Raw genomic sequence first — 16727 nt, 5'->3', positions numbered from 1 at the left:
TCTACGCGTCGGGTACGACCGGTAATAAGACAACGCTGATCGGGCCTGCTGGTTTCACAGTTTTCCGAGCCATGCGACGACCTGAGCCGCAATCGGCATGAACACGATATCGTCCGGGTTTGAAGCCGGCGGTGTGCCTGCATCGGACGCGGTGCGGATCGATATCGTCAGCGGCACGCGGCCGAGGAACGGGATGCCCAGTTCGCGCGCCGCCGCCTCCGCGCCGCCGTTGCCGAACGGGTCCGACGCTTCGCCGCAATGCGGGCAGATATAGCCGGCCATGTTCTCGACCAGACCGATGATGGGAATGCCGGCCTTCTCGAACAGGTCGATCGCCCGGCGCGCGTCGATCAGCGCGAGATCCTGCGGGGTCGAGACGATCACCGCGCCCGCAGGACGGTATTTCTGAACCATCGTCAGCTGTACGTCGCCGGTGCCGGGCGGGAGATCGAGCACGAGCGTGTCGGTAAGGCCCCAGTCGGCTTCGACGAGTTGCCCGAGCGCGCCCGCTGCCATCGGCCCGCGCCAGGCGATCGCCTTTCCCGGCTCGACGAGTTGCCCCATCGACAGCAACGGTACGCCGTACGGGGTCGGGACCGGATCGAGCACCTTGTCCTTGGCGGTCGGGCGCGTGCCCTCGACGTTCATCAGGCGAGGCTGAGACGGACCGTAGATATCGGCGTCGACCAGCCCCACGCGGCGACCGGCGCGCGACATGGCGATGGCGAGATTGGCGGCAAGCGTCGATTTGCCGACGCCGCCCTTGCCGCTGGCGACCGCGATCAGCCGGCGGGTCGAGCGTTCGGCGGTCACCGCGATCCGCACTTCTGTCACGCCGGGTTGCGTCGCGGCCATCCGCACGGTCGCCTCCAGCGCATCGCGTGCCTGCGGGTCGAGCCCGGTCGCATCGATGATGATGCCGGCGCGTGTCCCCTCGAGCCGGACCGTCGCCCGCTTGCCCGCCACTGCGGCAACCGCCGCCTTTACCGCTTCGATATCGATCATGCGGGCCAGATAGGGCCGCCAAGGGCGCTTGGCACTGTTTTTCCGCCCGCGCCTACCTATAAAGGTTGGTATGACGATCTTCTCGCGCTGGTTCCGGCGCCCCGATATCCTCGCCACCGAAACACCGAAAGGCCCCTGGGGCGGCTCGGGCGACGATGGTAACCCTGGCCCGCGCAACCCCTGGGCCTTGCCGCCCGGCGGTCGCAAACCCGCGGCCAAGCCTACTGCGCTCGACGAGTTCCTGCGCAAGGCGCGCGGCTCGGGCGGAGGGGGCGGCGGCAATGGCGGCTTCGGCGGCTTGCCGTCGGGCGCGAATGCCCGCGCGCTCTGGGCGATCGGTGTCGCGATCATCGCGGTCGTCTGGATCCTGTTCACCTCGGTGCATCAGATCGGCCCGCAGCAGCGCGGCGTGGTCACGTACTTCGGCAAATATGCCGGGACGCTTGATCCGGGTATCCGCCTGACGATGCCCGCGCCGATCGCCAATGTGATGGTGGTCGACGTGCAGAAGATCCGCACCGACAACTTCCCCGTAGGCGAGGGCGAGAACCTGACGCTGACCGGCGACCAGAATATCATCGACCTCGCATACTCGGTGCGCTGGGACATCGCCGATCCGCGCGATTACGTGTTCCAGCTCGCCGAGCCGAACGAGACCGTCCGTGCCGCCGCCGAGAGCGCGATGCGCGCGGTGGTCGCTACGACGACGCTCGACCAGGCGATCGGTACGGGCCGCACCGTGATCGAGCAGCGCGTCGCGGACATGACGCAGCAGATCCTCAACGACTATAAGTCCGGCGTCCGCATCCAGGGCGTGGCGATCAAGCAGGCTGCTGCGCCCGCACGGATCGTCGAGGACTTCAACGCGGTCACCGCCGCGCAGCAGGAGGCGATCGCCAACCTCAACCAATCGCGCTCGTACGCGCAGCAGGTCGTGGCGCGCGCGCAGGGCGAGGCCGCGTCGTTCGACAAGGTCTACGAGCAGTACAAGCTCGCACCCGTGGTGACGCGCCGCCGCATGTATTACGAGACGATGGAGGCGGTGCTCGCCAAGAGCGACAAGACGATCGTCGAGACGCCGGGCGGTCTCGTGCCGTACCTGCCGCTGTCGAACGCCAAGCGCTTGCCCAACCCCGAGGTCGCGCAGCCTGCCGCTGCCGCCGCGGCACCCCAAGCTCAGCCTGGAGCTGCCCAGTGAACGCCGTGAGTTTCCGCAACCCGATCGTGGCCGGGATCGTCGCGCTGCTGCTGGTGATCCTCGCCGCCGCGACCTTCGCGATCGTGCCCGAGACCAAGCAGGCGGTGATCCTGCGCTTCGGCCAGCCGATCCGCACGGTCAACGCGTGGCAGCCCAACACCGCGTTTGGCCAGACCGGCGCCGGCCTGATCGCGCGTATCCCGTTCGTCGACCGGATCGTCTGGATCGACAAGCGCGTCCAGGATCTCGAACTCGACAACACGCTGGTGCTGTCGACCGACCAGTTGCGGCTCGAAGTCGACGCCTATGCGCGCTACCGGATCGTCGATCCGCGGAAGATGCGGAATGCAGTCGGCAGCGAGGACCGGATTCCCGATCAGCTTCGCCCGATCCTCGGTTCGGCGCTGCGCAACGAACTCGGCAAGCGGCGCTTCGTCGAACTGCTGAGCCCGGAACGCTCGGAGCTGATGGACAACATCCAGAAGGGCCTCCAGCGCGTCGCCAGCCAATACGGCGTCGAGATCGTCGACGTCCGCATCAAGCAGGCGAACCTGCCCGTCGGCCTGCCACTCGAAAGCGCGCTCAAGCGCATGTCGAGCGCGCGCCAGCAGGAGGCGATCACGATCCGGGCTGAGGGCCAGAAGCAGGCACAGATCGTTCGTGCGCAGGCCGATGCGGATTCAGCGAAGATCTATGCCGAGAGCTTCGGCAAGGACGCCGATTTCTACGACTTCTACCGTGCGATGCAGTCGTATCGCCACACGTTCGGCGTGGATGGCGGTCCGGCACCCGAAGGATCGACCTCGATCATTCTTTCGCCGAACAACAGTTATCTGAGGGAATTCGAGGGCCGCGGGCGTTGAGCCTGCGGAACCTTTGAACCCCTGTTCATATTCAAGCATTGTTCAGAACGGCGTCCCTACGGGATACCTGTTTCGATTGATGAAACGAGAGGACAACATCTAGTGCGTTACGCCTACGCCATTACCAGTGCTCTTCTCCTCGGCGGCGCGACCGCGACGCTCGCGCTCCAGCCCAGCGGCGCGCAGGTCGCGCAGAACGAACCCGGTGCGATCCAGGCCGTCTCGCCGAAACCCGGCGCGCCGATGAGCTTCGCCGATATGGTCGCGCGGCTCCAGCCTGCGGTCGTCAACATCTCGACCAAGCAGACGATCGTCCAGAAGCAGCAGGCCAATCCGTTCGCGGGCACGCCGTTCGGCGACCTGTTCGGCGGCATGGGCGGTGGCGGCGCGCCGGGCGCTCCCCCGGTGAAGCGCGAGGGCGCCTCGCTCGGCTCGGGCTTCCTGATCTCGCCCGACGGCTATGTCGTCACGAACAACCACGTGATCTCGCCGGGCGCGCAGGGCGCGACGGTCGATTCGATCACGGTGACGCTCAGCGACAAGAAGGAATATGTCGCCAAGGTCATCGGCAAGGATCAGGAATCGGATCTCGCGCTGCTGAAGATCGATGCGGCGAACCTGCCGTTCGTGAAGTTCGGCGATTCGAACGGCGCGCGCGTCGGCGATTGGGTCGTCGCGATCGGCGAGCCGTTCGGCCTCGGCGGCACCGTGACCGCGGGCATCGTTTCGGCGATCAACCGCGTCACCGGCCAGGGCGGCGCGTATGACCGCTTCATCCAGACCGATGCCTCTATCAACCAGGGCAACTCGGGTGGACCGATGTTCGATCTGAACGGCAACGTGATCGGCGTGAACTCGCAGATCTTCAGCCAGTCGGGCGGCAATATCGGCATCGGCTTCGCGATCCCCGCGGCCGTCGCCAAGCCGATCATCGCCACCTTCATGAAGGGCGGCACGATCGAGCGCGGCTATATCGGCGTCCAGTTGCAGCCGGGTGGTACGATCAACGAGGATACCGCTGCGGCGCTCGGCATCCCCAAGAACCAGGGTGAGCTGATCAACGACGTGACCGCCGGTGGCCCGGCGGCTAAGGCCGGCGTGCGTGCAGGCGACGTCGTGACCAAGGTGAACGGTCAGCCGGTAACGGTCGACCAGTCGCTGTCGTACCTCGTCTCGAACGTGAAGCCCGGCCAGACCGCGCTTCTCGACATCCTGCGTAACGGCAAGCCGACGACCGCCAACGTGGTCGTCGTACCGCGTCCGAGCGCAGACAAGCTGGCGGCGACACTCGGCGGCGACGCGCAGGGCTTCGGCGGCGACGACAGCGACGACGGCGACGATTCGGGCTCGACCACCGCACCGACGGCAGGCGCGGCGCTCGGCATCGGCGTACAGCCGCTGACCCCGGCGATCGCACAGGCGGTCGGCGTCGAGGCTGGCACGCAGGGCGTCGTCATCGCCGTGGTCGCGCAGACCAGCGATGCGTATGGCAAGCTCAAGCGTGGCGATGTCATCATGTCGGTCAACGGCACGCCGGTGCGCACCGCGGCCGACGTTCAGACCGCAGTGACGACCGCCAAGTCCGCCGGGCGTCCGCAGGTTCTGTTGCAGGTCAAGCGTGGCCGCGGTCCGGCGCAGTTCCTGCCGGTCAAGATCAAGTAAGACTCGACTGACCCAACCGACTTGGAAAGGACCGTCGCTCACCCGAGCGGCGGTCCTTTTTCTTTGCATCGTGCAGGGTTAGGGTCGGCGCCGGCTACAGAGGACGAGACCCATGAGCGACGGCATCTTCATCGGCGCGAGCGTTGACGGCAAGCCGCAGACGTTGGAACTCAAGCGTGCCAACCGCCACGGCCTGATCGCGGGCGCGACCGGTACTGGCAAGACGGTGACGTTGCAGGGCATCATCGAGGGCTTCTCCGCGAACGGCGTGCCGTGCTTCGTCGCCGACGTGAAGGGCGACCTGTCGGGTCTCGCCATGGCCGGATCGCCGACCGCCAAGACGCATGCGAGCTTTGCCGAGCGCGCCAAGGCGATCGGCGACGACGGCTGGGCCTATGCCGACAACCCGGTGCAGTTCTGGGACCTGTTCGGCGAGCAGGGGCATCCGATCCGCACCACGATCAGCGAGATGGGGCCGTTGCTGTTGTCGCGGCTGATGGACCTGAACGAGGTTCAGGAGGGCGTGCTGACGATCGCCTTCCACGTCGCCGACAAGGAAGGGTTGTTGCTGATCGACCTCGACGATCTCCAGGCGATGCTCACCGAATGCGCGGGCCGAGCGGACGAGCTGACCGTGACCTATGGCAACGTCTCTAAGCAGTCGATCGGCGCGATCCAGCGCTCGTTGCTTCAGCTGCGCACCCAGGGCGCGGAGAATTTCTTCGGTGAGCCGGCACTGGAGATGGACGACTTCATCGGTACCGACGACCGGGGCAGGGGGATCGTCAACATCCTTGCTGCCGACAAGTTGATGGCCTCGCCGAAGCTGTACGCGACTTTCCTGCTGTGGCTGATGAGCGAGCTGTTCGAGCATCTCCCCGAGGTCGGCGATCCCGACAAGCCGGTGCTGTGCTTCTTCTTCGACGAGGCGCATCTGCTGTTCGACGAAGCCCCGAAGGCGCTGCTGGAGAAGATCGAACAGGTCGTCCGCCTGATCCGCTCGAAGGGGGTGGGCGTGTATTTCATCACGCAGAACCCGATCGATATCCCCGATACCGTCGCGGGGCAGCTCGGCAACCGGGTGCAGCATGCGCTGCGTGCGTTCACGCCGCGCGACCAGGCGGCGGTGCGGTCTGCGGCGGAGACGTTCCGCGCGAACCCCGGCGTTGATGTCGCGACAATCATCACCGAGTTGAAGGTCGGCGAGGCGCTCGTGTCGCTGCTCCAGCCCGACGGATCGCCGACTCCGGTCGAGCGGACGCTGATCAAGCCGCCCGCCTCGCGCGTTGGGCCGATTACCCCGGTTGAGCGGAAAGTGATGATCGAGACCGACGCGATCGGCGCGAAATACGACACGCTGGTCGACCGCGAATCGGCGGAGGAACTGCTGGCGGCCAAGACGCTGGAGGCGAGCGCTGCGGCGGCAGAGGCCAAGGCGACGACCGAGGTAGAAAAGGCTGCGGCGGCGCAGGCGAAGCTCGATGCGAAGGCGGCGAAAGAGGCCGAGCGGACCCGGGTTGCAGAACAGCGCGAGGCGGACCGCCAGCGACGCGAGGCTGACCGTGAGGCGGCAAACTCCCCCTGGACCAAGATGGCGACCTCGGCGACCCGCGCGGCGAGTTCTTCGATCGGTCGGCAGGTGGCGAACGAGATCGGCAAGCAGGTCTTCGGCACCAAGTCGCGCCGGTCGTCGACGAGCGGTGGCTTGGTCGGCACGGTCCTGCGCGGGGTTCTAGGCGGGCTGTTCCGGGGGTAGACTGCCTCCATGATCGGGGGCGGGCTGCCCTCTACACAAACACCACCCCGGCGAAGGCCGGGGCCCAATTGGGGAACGGAGGTAACGTCGGACGGCGCTCCGTTACATCTACCTTTCCAATTGGGCCCCGGCCTTCGCCGGGGTGGTGGTTACGCCACTCAAGGAGCCAGACGATGTCCCTCGATTTCGAATCCACCACCGATTGGGCCCCGACCGACTGGACCGCGATCGGCGAGGACAGCCTCGACGACGCGATCACCCTCCGACGTGCCATCCACGCCGATCCGGAAGTCGGCCTCCACTGCCCGCGCACATCCGACAAGGTAAAGGCCGCGCTCGCTGGCCTCCCGCTGGAAATCCGTGAAGGCACCTCCACCACGGGCTTCGTCGCGATCTTGCGCGGCGGGCGGGGTGGCAATGCCGGTGGCAATGGCCGCACCGTCCTGTTGCGCGGCGACATGGACGCGCTGCCGATGCAGGAGGAAACCGGGCTGCCGTTCGCCTCGAAGATCGACGGCGCGATGCATGCCTGCGGGCATGATTCGCACACCGCGATGCTCGTTGGCGCGGCCAAGGCGCTCTGCGCCCGCCGCGACGAGCTTCCCGGCACGGTCGTGTTCATGTTCCAGCCCGGCGAGGAGGGCCATCACGGCGCGCGCCACATGATCGCCGACGGCCTGCTCGACTCGCCGCTGCCCGAGGCGGGGTTCGCGCTCCACATCTCGCCCAACATGCCGATGGGCCATGTCGTCAGCCGCGCGGGTACGCTGATGGCCTCGACCGACACGCTGCGTGCGACGATCACGGGCCGCGGCGGCCATGCGGCGATGCCGCACGACTGCCTCGACCCGCTGCCGATCGCGTGTGAAATTGTCACCGCCTTGCAGACCTATGTCGCGCGCCAGGTCGCGGTCACCGACCCCGCCGTGCTTTCGATTACCAAGCTCAACGCCGGCAGCGCGCACAACGTCATTCCATCGACCGTCGAGATGCTCGGTACGATGCGGACGCTGTCGGAACGCACCCGGGAGCAGGTGCGCGGGGCGTTCATCCGCATGGTCGAAGGGATTGCCGCGGCGCATGGCGCGGTCGGTACGCCGACGATCGAGGAAGGCTATCCGGTCACCGTCAACGACGAGCGCGCGACCGACCTGATGAAGGCGTGCGCGACCGCGATCGGCGGCGAGGGTGCGTATCAGGTGATGCCGCCGATGATGGGCGCGGAGGACTTTTCGTACGTGCTCCAGAAACTGCCCGGCGCGATGGCCTTTATCGGCGCGGCGCCAGAGGGCAGCGATCCGCGCACCAATCCGCCGCTCCACAATACGAAGATGACGATCGACGAACGCGTGATGGCGCACGGGATCGCGATGCACTGTGCAGTGGCGGAGCGCTTCCTGGCGAACGGGTTCGACTGAGGGCGGCCTTCTCACCCCTCCCTGGAAGGGAGGGGCAGGGGGTGGGTCGGCTTCCGCAAATTCCAGACGTGGGTGGCGCAAACTGGCCGACCCACCCCCAACCCCTCCCTTTCAGGGAGGGGAGCAGGAACGGATTTCAGTTCAGCGGCCGCGTGGTCCCGGCGTACTTCGCCACCGCTGCCGCCGCCGCCTGGATCAGCCGCTGGCGTTCGGGCATCGGCCGGATGGTATCCCCGATCATCACCGCGATCGCATAGCGGCGCCCGTCCGGCGCGGTCAGCAGGCCGACGTCGTTGAACCCCGCATTGCGCCGCCCGAGGTCCTGGCCGGTGCCGGTCTTGTGCGCGATCTCCCAGCCACCCGGCAGCGCGGCGCGCAGGCGAGCACGGCCGGTGACCGAGCGGCCCATCGTGTCGAGCAGAATCTTGGTCGAGGTTTCCGACAAGATATCGCCCTTCGCCAGCCGGGCAATCGCATCGGCGATCGCGATCGGCGCGGCGCCGTCGGGCGGATTGCGCACATACGCGTTCATCGCAGCCTCGCGTACCGCCGGCGACAGCCGATTACGCGCCGTCATGAAGCCGCCGTTGACCGCATAGGAGGGCTGCCAGACCAGCCCCGCCGTGCCGCTTTGCAACAGTCGCTCGCCCGGCCCGAACCGGATCGCGCCAAGCTGTTTCCGCGCGATCATCGACCGCACCGCGGACGGCCCGCCGACCCGCGTGAGCAACCGGTCGTTCGCGGTATTGTCGCTATGCGTCAGCGCACGGGTCAGCAACTCACCGACGGTCGTGCGATAGCCGTCGCCCTTCACCAGCATCGCGATCGGCTGGTGGAACAGCGTCAGGTCCTGCGGGCGGACGACGATCGGCTCGTCGAGGCGGATCTTGCCCTGGTCGCGCAGATCCATCACGGTCATTGCGACCCACAGCTTGCTGACCGACTGCTGCGGCAGCAACTGGCGCCCGCCGGCCTCGACCGTCCAGCCATCGTCGACCGCGCGGACGGCGATGCCGGCCTTGCCCTGGAATCCGCTCTGCAATTCGGAGATCGCGTTGACCAGGCTGGCGGGTGCCGGTCGTGAGGCGCGCGGCAACGGCGGCGGCACCGGGATCGAGACGAAGCCTTCCGCCTGATGCATTGGCGTGACCGCCGGTGGGCTCGGCCGCGACGCCGATCCGCATCCGGCGAGCGCCACGCCGAAGAGGGTGGTTGCCAGAAGCCGCTTGAACGCACTCGCCGATGTCATGATGGATTGAACGCCCTGCACTGGAGCAGCGACCCTTATCCGTTGATCGGGCGCGGGAAACAGCGCCCGCGCCCCACTGCGACGAAGCGCGCCGAGGGTGCGCCGAGCCGCCGATATGTCAGGGAACGAGAACCGTATCGACCGCATCGGGCAGGGTTTCGGGATAATCGAGCGTGAAATGCAACCCGCGGCTTTCGTGCCGGTGCAGCGCCGATCGCACGATCAGCTCGGCGGTCTGGAGCAGGTTGCGCAACTCGATCAGGTCGGGCGTGACACGGAAATGCTGATAATATTCCGCGACCTCGTCGTTGAGCAATTCGATGCGGTGCTTGGCGCGTTCGAGCCGCTTGGTGGTGCGGACGATGCCAACGTAATTCCACATGAAACGGCGGATTTCGGTCCAGGTCTGCTTGATCACGACCTCCTCGTCCGAATCCGTCACGCGGCTTTCGTCCCAGGGGCGGATCGGCGGGGGCGGGGGCAGCGTGTCCCAGTTCGCGGCGATATTGTCCGCCGCCGCTTCGCCGAACACGAAGCATTCGAGCAGCGAATTGGACGCGAGGCGGTTGGCGCCGTGCAGGCCGGATTCGGTGCACTCGCCCGCGGCATACAGGCCGGGAAGGTCGGTCTTGCCATGTTCGTCGATGACGATCCCGCCGCAGGTATAATGTTGCGCTGGGACGACCGGGATCGGCTGCGTCGTCATGTCGATGCCGACCGTCAGCAGCTTCTCGTGGATGTTCGGGAAGTGATGCCGGATGAAGTCGGCGGGCATGTGGCTGATGTCGAGATGGACATAGTCGAGGCCGTAGCGCTTGATCTCGGCATCGATCGCGCGCGCCACGATATCGCGCGGCGCGAGTTCCATGCGCGCGGGGTCGTAATAGGTCATGAAGCGCTTGCCGGTCGACGGGTTGATCAATCGCCCGCCCTCGCCGCGCACCGCCTCGGTGATCAGGAAATTCTTGACCTCCAGATTGTAGAGGCAGGTCGGGTGGAACTGCATCATCTCCATGTTGGAGACGCGTGCGCCCGCGCGCCACGCCATCGCGATGCCGTCACCGGTCGCGCCGCGTGGGGCGGTCGAAAAGAGGTAGGTGCGTCCCGCTCCGCCGGTTGCCAGAATAGTGGCCCGCGCAGTGTAAAGCGCGACCCGCTCGGTCTTGCGATCGACGGCGTAGACGCCCCAGACGTTGCCGGCACCCGAATAGCGTTCCTCGTGACGGCCGGTGGCGAGGTCGATCGCGATCTGGTCGGGAACGAGGGTGATGTTCGGATGCGCCTCGGCGGCCTTCTGCAACGCCTCCTGTACCGCCCAGCCGGTCGCGTCGGCGACGTGGACGATGCGGCGGTGCGAATGACCCCCTTCGCGCGTCAGGTGAAGCGCATTGCCCTCGGTTTCGAACGGCACGCCAAGGTGCGTCAGGCGCTCGATCGCGGCAGGCGCGCCCTCGACGACCATCTCGACGACCGCGCGATCGTTGAGACCGGCACCGGCGACCATCGTGTCCTCGACATGGTTCTCGAACGTGTCGCCGGGCTCCAACACGGCGGCGATCCCGCCCTGCGCCCAGGCGGTCGAGCCTTCGTTCAGCGCGCCCTTGGCCAGCACCGTGACCTTGAAGCGGTCGGCGAGATTGAGCGCGGCGGTGAGACCTGCGGCGCCCGAGCCGACGATCAGGATATCGCTGTTCATGCGTTGGCGGCGCGGGTCAGGCTGAGGAAGACGTCCTCCAGATCGGGTTCCTTGGTCGAGACGTCGACGATGCCGAAGCCGCCGGACTGGATTGCCGCCAAGACTTCGCCGGCGTTCACGCGGTCCTTCTTGTAGGTGATCTCGAGCGTGCGATTGCCCATCAGCGTGATCTTCTGGAAGCAGGCGTTGGCGGGGATAGCGGTGACATCGCGGTCGACGGTGACGGCGACGATCTTTTCCTGCGCCTTGCCGACCAGTTCGCGGGTCGGTTCGTTGGCGATCAGGCGGCCGTTGTTGATGATCGCGATCCGGTCGCAGAGTTCCTCGGCTTCCTCGAGATAATGCGTGGTGAGGACGACGGTCACGCCGGCCTGGTTGAGGCTGCGGACATAGGTCCAGAGCTGCTGGCGGAGCTCGATGTCGACGCCCGCAGTCGGCTCGTCGAGGACGAGGACGGGGGGCGAGTGGACCATCGCTTTTGCCACCATCAGGCGACGCTTCATCCCGCCCGACAGCGTGCGAGCGTACGCGTGCGCCTTGTCCTCGAGGTGCACCGCGCGGAGCAGTTCCATCGTGCGGCGCTTCGCCTTGGGCACGCCGTAGAGCCCGGCCTGGATCTCGAGCGTCTCGAACGGCGAGAAGAAGGGATCGAACAGGATCTCCTGGTTGACGATGCCGATCGACGCCTTGGCGTTGCGCGGATGCTCGTCGATGTCGAACCCCCAGATCGCGGCGTTGCCATCGGTCTTGTTGACGAGGCCGGCAAGGATATTGATCAGCGTCGACTTGCCCGCACCGTTGGGGCCGAGCAGGCCGAAGATCTGGCCGCGGGGGACGTCGAACGTCACGCCGTCGAGCGCGCGTTTGCCGCCCGCATAGGTTTTGCAAAGGTTTTTGATGGCGATCGCAGCTTCGGTCATGGCTGCGGCATAGCGGTGCGGGCGGGGCTGGTCATCCCCTCGGGCGTTGCAAAGAAGATTTGTTCACGCGGAGGCGCGGAGACGCGGAGGTGTGGCATCCAGCCTTTCGGCCGGGAGACGCAAATATCTGTTCCGCCGTTAGATGATCGGAAGGTCGCTCCGCGACAAGCGCAACACCTCCGCGTCTCCGCGCCTCTGCGTGAACCCATTCTTCCTTCTTGCCCACGCCGAAGAACCAATTGCCCGGCCCGCCTGCCCTTGCTATCGCCCCCGCATGCATCCGCCGCTCGAAACCACCCGCGTCACCCACGCCCGCGTCGCCTGCGATGGCGCCACCGACATTCCCGGCGGTGCAGCGCTTGGCCATCCGCGCGTCTGGTTGCAGATCGACGAGACCGGCTATGTCGATTGCGGCTATTGCGACCGCCGGTTCATCCTCGTCGGCGGCGCGGCCGATGGCGCGGACCAGTCGACCTTGCGCGATCACGGGGATGGCGCCGGGCGCTAAGCCGCTTATATCTATCGGATGACGATAGCAGCAGACCCCCGTTCTTTCCTCTACCGCGATACGCTCGATCCCGAGCAGGCGCAGGCGCTGACCGCCAAGGCGCTCGGCAAGGCCGATGACGGCGAGCTGTATCTCCAGTATCGCAAGGCCGAGGCGTTCGGGTTCGACGACGGCCGGCTGAAGACCGCCTCCTACGACACGAGCTCGGGTTTCGGCCTGCGTGCGGTGTCGGGCGAGATGACCGCGTTCGCGCATTCGAACGAGATGACCCCCGCCGCGATCCGTCGCGCCGCCGAGACGATGGCGTTGATCGAGCCGGGCGTGGCCGCGAAGGCCGGCCCGCCGCAGGGCACCAACCGCCACCGCTACACCGCCGCCGATCCGCTCGACCTTGTGCCGTTCGCTGACAAGGTGAATTTGTGCCAGACGATCGACGCGGCCGCCCGCGCGCGCGATCCGCGCGTCGCGCAGGTGTCGGTGAGCCTGTCGGGGACGTGGTCGGTGGTCGAGATTGTCCGCGCGGACGGCTTCGTCGCGACCGATGTTCGGCCGTTGGTCCGCCTCAACGTGTCGATCGTCGCCGAGCAGAACGGTCGGCGCGAGACGGGCAGCTACGGGATCGGCGGGCGCTATCTCTATAACGACCTGTTCGAGCCCGCGACGTACAACCGCGCGATCGACGAGGCGCTGTCGCAGGCGTTGGTCAACCTTGAGTCGATCGCTGCCCCCGCCGGCGAGATGACCGTGCTGCTCGGCAATGGCTGGCCCGGCATCCTGCTGCACGAGGCGATCGGCCATGGGCTCGAGGGCGATTTCAATCGCAAGGGCACGTCGGCGTTCTCGGGTCGCATCGGCGAGCGTGTTGCGGCCGAGGGCGTGACGGTGGTCGACGATGGCTCGCTGCAGGATCGTCGCGGGTCGCTGACGATCGATGACGAGGGCACGCCGACACGCGAGACCGTGCTGATCGAGGACGGCATTCTCAAGGGCTATATGCAGGACCGGCTGAACGCGCGGCTGATGGGGGTCGAGGCGACCGGCAACGGCCGTCGCGAAAGCTACGCGCATGCGCCGATGCCGCGGATGACCAACACCTTCATGAAGGCGGGCAACGACGATCCCGCCGAGCTCCTGTCGCGCGTCAAGAAGGGTATCTTCGCCAAGGCGTTCGGCGGCGGTCAGGTCGACATCGTGTCGGGCAAGTTCGTGTTCAGCTGCACCGAGGCGTATCTGATCGAAAACGGCAAGCTCGGCGCGCCGATCAAGGGCGCGACGCTGATCGGCGACGGGCCGAGCTCGCTGACCCGGGTGCGCGGGATCGGTAACGACTTCGCGCTCGACGAGGGTATCGGGATGTGCGGCAAGGGCGGACAGTCGGTGCCGGCCGGGGTCGGGCAACCGACGTTGCTGGTCGACGGGCTGACGGTCGGCGGGACCGCGGCCTAGGCGTCAGTAACTGCCCGTAAGCATGTCGATCGCGCTGCCGATGCGGTATTCATGCTCGACCAGGGACGTGGTCGGCTCCGACAGCAGTTTCGCCGAGATCGCGGCCGCCAAGTGCGTCTGCATGACATACTCCGTGCCGTGAATGGAGAAGACGGGGTTTAACCGTCGATCGCCACCGGGCACATCGGCGTACAACCGGAGAGGCACGATGAAGCGACTGTTCAGGTCCGACAGCAGGTTGGACTGGCAGTCGAGCCAATACCCTCCTTCGGGTGCGGGGTAGACGTCGAAACGCGCCATCAAGCCAATCGATATCGATCGAGCGGCAGGCCATTCTCTTCGATCCAGGCGTTGTTTGCCGTGATCCAATCGCGATGCTCCTCGCGCCATTTTTCTTCCTGCACGCGCCTTGCCGCCGCGCGGATTGCAGCCTCGCTGACCTGCGACAGATTAATCCCCGCTTCTCGCGCTGCTGCAACGATACCGGTATCGAGCGACAGGTTCACGGATTTGCGCTTGCCGGTTGCGATAGGATCATGTCTCATGCGCACAGGGTATGCGCGTACCTGCCGCGCGTCAATTCGGAGCCGATCGATGGACTTCTTTCCCGCGCTCACCGAGGATCACCGCGCGTTTGTCGCGCGGCAGCCGGTGTTCTTCGTCGCGACCGCGGCGGAAGGCGCACGGATCAATCTCAGTCCCAAGGGCATGGACAGTTTCCGCGTGCTCGATGCGAAGACGGTCGCGTATCTCGACGTCGGCGGTTCCGGCAACGAGACGAACGCGCATCTCGGCGCGGACGGGCGCATCACGATCATGTTCTGCGCGTTCGACCAGCCCGCGCTGATCTTCCGAATCTATGGCAAGGGCCGCGCGGTGTTGCCGCAGGACGACGGCTGGGCCGAACTGTATGCGCGGTTCACGCCGTTGCCGGGCACGCGGCAGATCTTCGTGATCGCGGTCGACGAAGTGCAGACGAGTTGTGGCTGGGGCGTGCCGTTCATGACGCTGGACCGCGAGCGGCAGACGCTGTCAAAATATCACGCGAAACAGACCGAGGCCGAACGGATCGAGGAACTGGCGGGACCGACCGCGAGCATCGACGGGTTGCCGGTGCGGCTTGCGACCGTCCTGCCGGACCGGCGCGGCGCATGAGCCTGGTAGAACTGGGGCGGTACGGCCGGAACGAGGCGCATATCATCGTCGGGCGGCTGGAGAGCGAAGGCATCCCGGCGATCGCGTTCGATGGCGGGATGTCGATCATGGAGGGAAGCTGGCTGCTGATCCCGGTGCGCGTCATGGTCGACGAGGATGATCTGGCGGCTGCGCGAGACATTCTTCCGGACTGACTTCGTCATCGTGCCGGCCCTTTGCCGAACCGTAGACCCCGGGGAACACGTCGGTCGCTATCCCTCTCGAGCAAGTAAGACGTGTTTCCCCGCGAAGGCGGGGATCCAGACTGGGCTCCCGCCTTCGCGGGAGAACAGGGAAGGGCGTGGTGCCGTACGACAGCCTTTTACTTGCACGAAGGGGAAGTCCGGGGTGACGAAGTGTGCGTTGCGTCGTCCGTCTATTACCGTACCGCGCTGACCCGCCAGATCGCGTTGCCGACGTCGTCCGCCACCAGCAGGCCGCCGGTCCTGTCGGTGATGACGCCGACCGGGCGACCCTGCGCGTCGCCGTCCTTGTTGAGGAACCCGCCGAGCACGTCGACCGGCTTGGCGTTCGCCGCGGGGAAGCCCGTGTCGCCGAACGGGATATAGACGACCTTGTAACCCGACACCGGCTTGCGGTTCCACGAACCGTGCTCGCCGACGAATGCGCCGTTGGCGAAGTTTGCGCCCAGCTTGGCGTCCGCGGAGAAGGTCAGGCCCAGTGCCGCGACGTGCGGTCCGAGCGCATAGTCGGGGCGCTTCGAATATTGCTGGAGCGCGGGGTTCTTCGGCTCGACGCGGGTGTCGGGATAGCCGCCCCAATAATACCAGGGCCAGCCGAAGTGATCGCCGAACTCGACCTGCGTCAGGTAATCGGGGGCGAGATCCGAGCCGAGCATGTCGCGCTCGTTGACGACGGTCCACAGTTCGCCCGACTTGGGATTGATCGCCATGCCGTTGGGGTTGCGCAGGCCCGCGGCGTAGATCCGCCAGTTCTTGTCCTTCGGCCATACCTGGAGGATGTTCGCGCGGTATTTCTCGGCGTCCATGCCGTTCTCGGCGATGTTCGACGCCGAGCCGACCCCGACGTACAGCGTCTTGCCGTCAGCCGCCGCGATGACGTTGCGCGCCCAGTGATTGCCGCCTGGGTTGAGCTTGATGACGAGCTCGGGCTTTGCGGTGATCTTCGTGGCGCCGTCGGTGTAGGGGACGCGGACGAGCGCGTCGGTGTTGCCGATGTAGAGCTGGCCGTCGAGCAGGGTCATGCCGAAGGGCGAGTTTAGGCCGGTCATGAACACCGACTTCGTCTCCGCCACGCCGTCGCCGTTCGCGTCGCGCAGCAGCGTAATGCGGTTCGCCGAGGGGACGCCGGCGCCGGCGCGGCCCATCAGGACCTTCATCACCCAGCCGGTGATCCCGCCACCCTCGCGCGGCGGCGAGTTCGTCTCGGCGACCAACACGTCGCCATTGGGCAGGCGGTACATCCAGCGCGGGTGATCGAGACCGGTTGCGAACGGCTGGACCTTGAGGCCGGCGGCTGGCGTCGGCATCGCGCCGTTCTGCCAGCCGACGACCTTCGCGACCTTGACGGTCGGGATCGTCTGGATTCGCGGGTCGGTGATCTTGGGCAGCTTGCCGGTGACCTGATCGACCGGCAATTTGGCAGTGTCGGGCCAGGCGAGATAGGTGACGCCCGCGGCGATCACGAGCAGGATCAGGCCGAGGACGATGAGGATGTGTTTGCGCATGGAGGGAAGTTAGAGCGGCTGCGGGGCGGGGGCAATCTCTAGCGTGACTGTCGCCGTATTCGGCAACTACCGTCGTCCCAAGCTACCGCTGTCGTGCCAAGCTA

16 protein-coding genes are annotated in these 16727 nt (G+C 66.4%); 9 read left to right on the top strand and 7 right to left on the bottom strand.

Annotation, left to right across the window (positions count from 1 at the left end; translation table 11 throughout):
• Positions 1 to 54: 54 nt before the first annotated feature.
• On the bottom strand, positions 55 to 1005 hold the full coding sequence (locus tag NLI89_RS07225; protein WP_254686409.1) for an Mrp/NBP35 family ATP-binding protein: 951 nt from the start codon (positions 1003 to 1005) through the stop codon (positions 55 to 57).
• 70 nt (positions 1006 to 1075) lie between these two features.
• Between NLI89_RS07225 and hflK the strand changes: the two genes are divergently transcribed.
• The 5 genes from hflK (at position 1076) to NLI89_RS07200 (ending at position 7902) form a co-directional block, all read left to right on the top strand.
• Positions 1076 to 2203, top strand: coding sequence for a protease modulator HflK (gene hflK / locus NLI89_RS07220; protein WP_254686408.1), 1128 nt, complete (start codon positions 1076 to 1078; stop codon positions 2201 to 2203).
• Positions 2200 to 3066 (top strand): protease modulator HflC, encoded by an 867-nt coding sequence (gene hflC / locus NLI89_RS07215; protein ID WP_254686407.1) that lies wholly within the window; start codon positions 2200 to 2202, stop codon positions 3064 to 3066. The genes hflK and hflC overlap by 4 nt, the downstream gene beginning before the upstream one ends.
• Positions 3067 to 3168: 102 nt before the next feature.
• Positions 3169 to 4728: a Do family serine endopeptidase gene (locus tag NLI89_RS07210; protein ID WP_254686406.1), complete on the top strand. Its 1560-nt coding sequence runs from the start codon at positions 3169 to 3171 to the stop codon at positions 4726 to 4728.
• A 112-nt stretch (positions 4729 to 4840) separates the two neighbouring features.
• Positions 4841 to 6484, top strand: coding sequence for a helicase HerA-like domain-containing protein (locus tag NLI89_RS07205; protein WP_254686405.1), 1644 nt, complete (start codon positions 4841 to 4843; stop codon positions 6482 to 6484).
• 173 nt (positions 6485 to 6657) lie between these two features.
• Entirely contained in the window at positions 6658 to 7902 is a 1245-nt protein-coding gene (locus NLI89_RS07200) for a M20 metallopeptidase family protein (RefSeq protein ID WP_254686404.1), read from the top strand.
• A 136-nt stretch (positions 7903 to 8038) separates the two neighbouring features.
• Here the strand turns inward: NLI89_RS07200 and NLI89_RS07195 are convergent, their stop codons facing one another.
• The 3 genes from NLI89_RS07195 to NLI89_RS07185 all read right to left on the bottom strand — a co-directional run bounded on the left by NLI89_RS07195 (position 8039) and on the right by NLI89_RS07185 (position 11767).
• Positions 8039 to 9151, bottom strand: coding sequence for a serine hydrolase (locus NLI89_RS07195; protein ID WP_254686403.1), 1113 nt, complete (start codon positions 9149 to 9151; stop codon positions 8039 to 8041).
• A 118-nt stretch (positions 9152 to 9269) separates the two neighbouring features.
• Positions 9270 to 10847, bottom strand: coding sequence for an L-aspartate oxidase (nadB, locus tag NLI89_RS07190; protein ID WP_254686402.1), 1578 nt, complete (start codon positions 10845 to 10847; stop codon positions 9270 to 9272).
• Positions 10844 to 11767, bottom strand: a complete 924-nt coding sequence (locus NLI89_RS07185) for an ABC transporter ATP-binding protein (RefSeq protein WP_254686401.1) — start codon at positions 11765 to 11767, stop codon at positions 10844 to 10846. The genes nadB and NLI89_RS07185 overlap by 4 nt, the downstream gene beginning before the upstream one ends.
• A gap of 274 nt (positions 11768 to 12041) precedes the next feature.
• Between NLI89_RS07185 and NLI89_RS07180 the strand changes: the two genes are divergently transcribed.
• Positions 12042 to 12275, top strand: a complete 234-nt coding sequence (locus tag NLI89_RS07180; protein ID WP_031393477.1) for a zinc-finger domain-containing protein — start codon at positions 12042 to 12044, stop codon at positions 12273 to 12275.
• Between the two features lie 18 nt (positions 12276 to 12293).
• The gene (gene tldD, locus NLI89_RS07175) at positions 12294 to 13721 is read left to right on the top strand and encodes a metalloprotease TldD (RefSeq protein ID WP_254686400.1); all 1428 of its coding nucleotides are present in this window, start codon (positions 12294 to 12296) and stop codon (positions 13719 to 13721) included.
• A gap of 3 nt (positions 13722 to 13724) precedes the next feature.
• Here the strand turns inward: tldD and NLI89_RS07170 are convergent, their stop codons facing one another.
• A complete protein-coding gene (locus tag NLI89_RS07170; RefSeq protein WP_254686399.1) occupies positions 13725 to 14021 on the bottom strand; it encodes a CcdB family protein in 297 nt (98 codons plus the stop codon).
• The gene (locus NLI89_RS07165) at positions 14021 to 14227 is read right to left on the bottom strand and encodes a type II toxin-antitoxin system CcdA family antitoxin (RefSeq protein ID WP_254686398.1); all 207 of its coding nucleotides are present in this window, start codon (positions 14225 to 14227) and stop codon (positions 14021 to 14023) included. The genes NLI89_RS07170 and NLI89_RS07165 overlap by 1 nt, the downstream gene beginning before the upstream one ends.
• An 88-nt stretch (positions 14228 to 14315) precedes the next feature.
• Here NLI89_RS07165 and NLI89_RS07160 point away from each other — a divergent pair, with 88 nt between their 5' ends.
• Positions 14316 to 14876, top strand: a complete 561-nt coding sequence (locus NLI89_RS07160; RefSeq protein WP_254686397.1) for a pyridoxamine 5'-phosphate oxidase family protein — start codon at positions 14316 to 14318, stop codon at positions 14874 to 14876.
• The gene (locus NLI89_RS07155) at positions 14873 to 15070 is read left to right on the top strand and encodes a putative signal transducing protein (RefSeq protein ID WP_254686396.1); all 198 of its coding nucleotides are present in this window, start codon (positions 14873 to 14875) and stop codon (positions 15068 to 15070) included. Before NLI89_RS07160 ends, NLI89_RS07155 begins: the two co-directional genes overlap by 4 nt.
• A gap of 224 nt (positions 15071 to 15294) precedes the next feature.
• Here the strand turns inward: NLI89_RS07155 and NLI89_RS07150 are convergent, their stop codons facing one another.
• Entirely contained in the window at positions 15295 to 16623 is a 1329-nt protein-coding gene (locus tag NLI89_RS07150) for a PQQ-dependent sugar dehydrogenase (protein WP_254686395.1), read from the bottom strand.
• Positions 16624 to 16727 lie beyond the last annotated feature (104 nt).

It is taken from the genome of Sphingomonas faeni (genome assembly GCF_024273235.1).
In the GTDB taxonomy this organism is placed as follows: Bacteria; Pseudomonadota; Alphaproteobacteria; order Sphingomonadales; family Sphingomonadaceae; genus Sphingomonas; species Sphingomonas faeni_A.
This window is presented reverse-complemented; position numbering and strand designations above follow the sequence as displayed.

Coding starts and splice junctions, on each gene's coding strand:
- NLI89_RS07225 (WP_254686409.1), bottom strand. CDS start 1,005: ATGATCGATATCGAAGCGGTAAAGGCGGCGGTTGCCGCAGTGGCGGGC.
- hflK (WP_254686408.1), top strand. CDS start 1,076: ATGACGATCTTCTCGCGCTGGTTCCGGCGCCCCGATATCCTCGCCACC.
- NLI89_RS07205 (WP_254686405.1), top strand. CDS start 4,841: ATGAGCGACGGCATCTTCATCGGCGCGAGCGTTGACGGCAAGCCGCAG.
- NLI89_RS07200 (WP_254686404.1), top strand. CDS start 6,658: ATGTCCCTCGATTTCGAATCCACCACCGATTGGGCCCCGACCGACTGG.
- NLI89_RS07195 (WP_254686403.1), bottom strand. CDS start 9,151: ATGACATCGGCGAGTGCGTTCAAGCGGCTTCTGGCAACCACCCTCTTC.
- nadB (WP_254686402.1), bottom strand. CDS start 10,847: ATGAACAGCGATATCCTGATCGTCGGCTCGGGCGCCGCAGGTCTCACC.
- NLI89_RS07185 (WP_254686401.1), bottom strand. CDS start 11,767: ATGACCGAAGCTGCGATCGCCATCAAAAACCTTTGCAAAACCTATGCG.
- NLI89_RS07180 (WP_031393477.1), top strand. CDS start 12,042: ATGCATCCGCCGCTCGAAACCACCCGCGTCACCCACGCCCGCGTCGCC.
- tldD (WP_254686400.1), top strand. CDS start 12,294: ATGACGATAGCAGCAGACCCCCGTTCTTTCCTCTACCGCGATACGCTC.
- NLI89_RS07170 (WP_254686399.1), bottom strand. CDS start 14,021: ATGGCGCGTTTCGACGTCTACCCCGCACCCGAAGGAGGGTATTGGCTC.
- NLI89_RS07160 (WP_254686397.1), top strand. CDS start 14,316: ATGGACTTCTTTCCCGCGCTCACCGAGGATCACCGCGCGTTTGTCGCG.
- NLI89_RS07155 (WP_254686396.1), top strand. CDS start 14,873: ATGAGCCTGGTAGAACTGGGGCGGTACGGCCGGAACGAGGCGCATATC.
- NLI89_RS07150 (WP_254686395.1), bottom strand. CDS start 16,623: ATGCGCAAACACATCCTCATCGTCCTCGGCCTGATCCTGCTCGTGATC.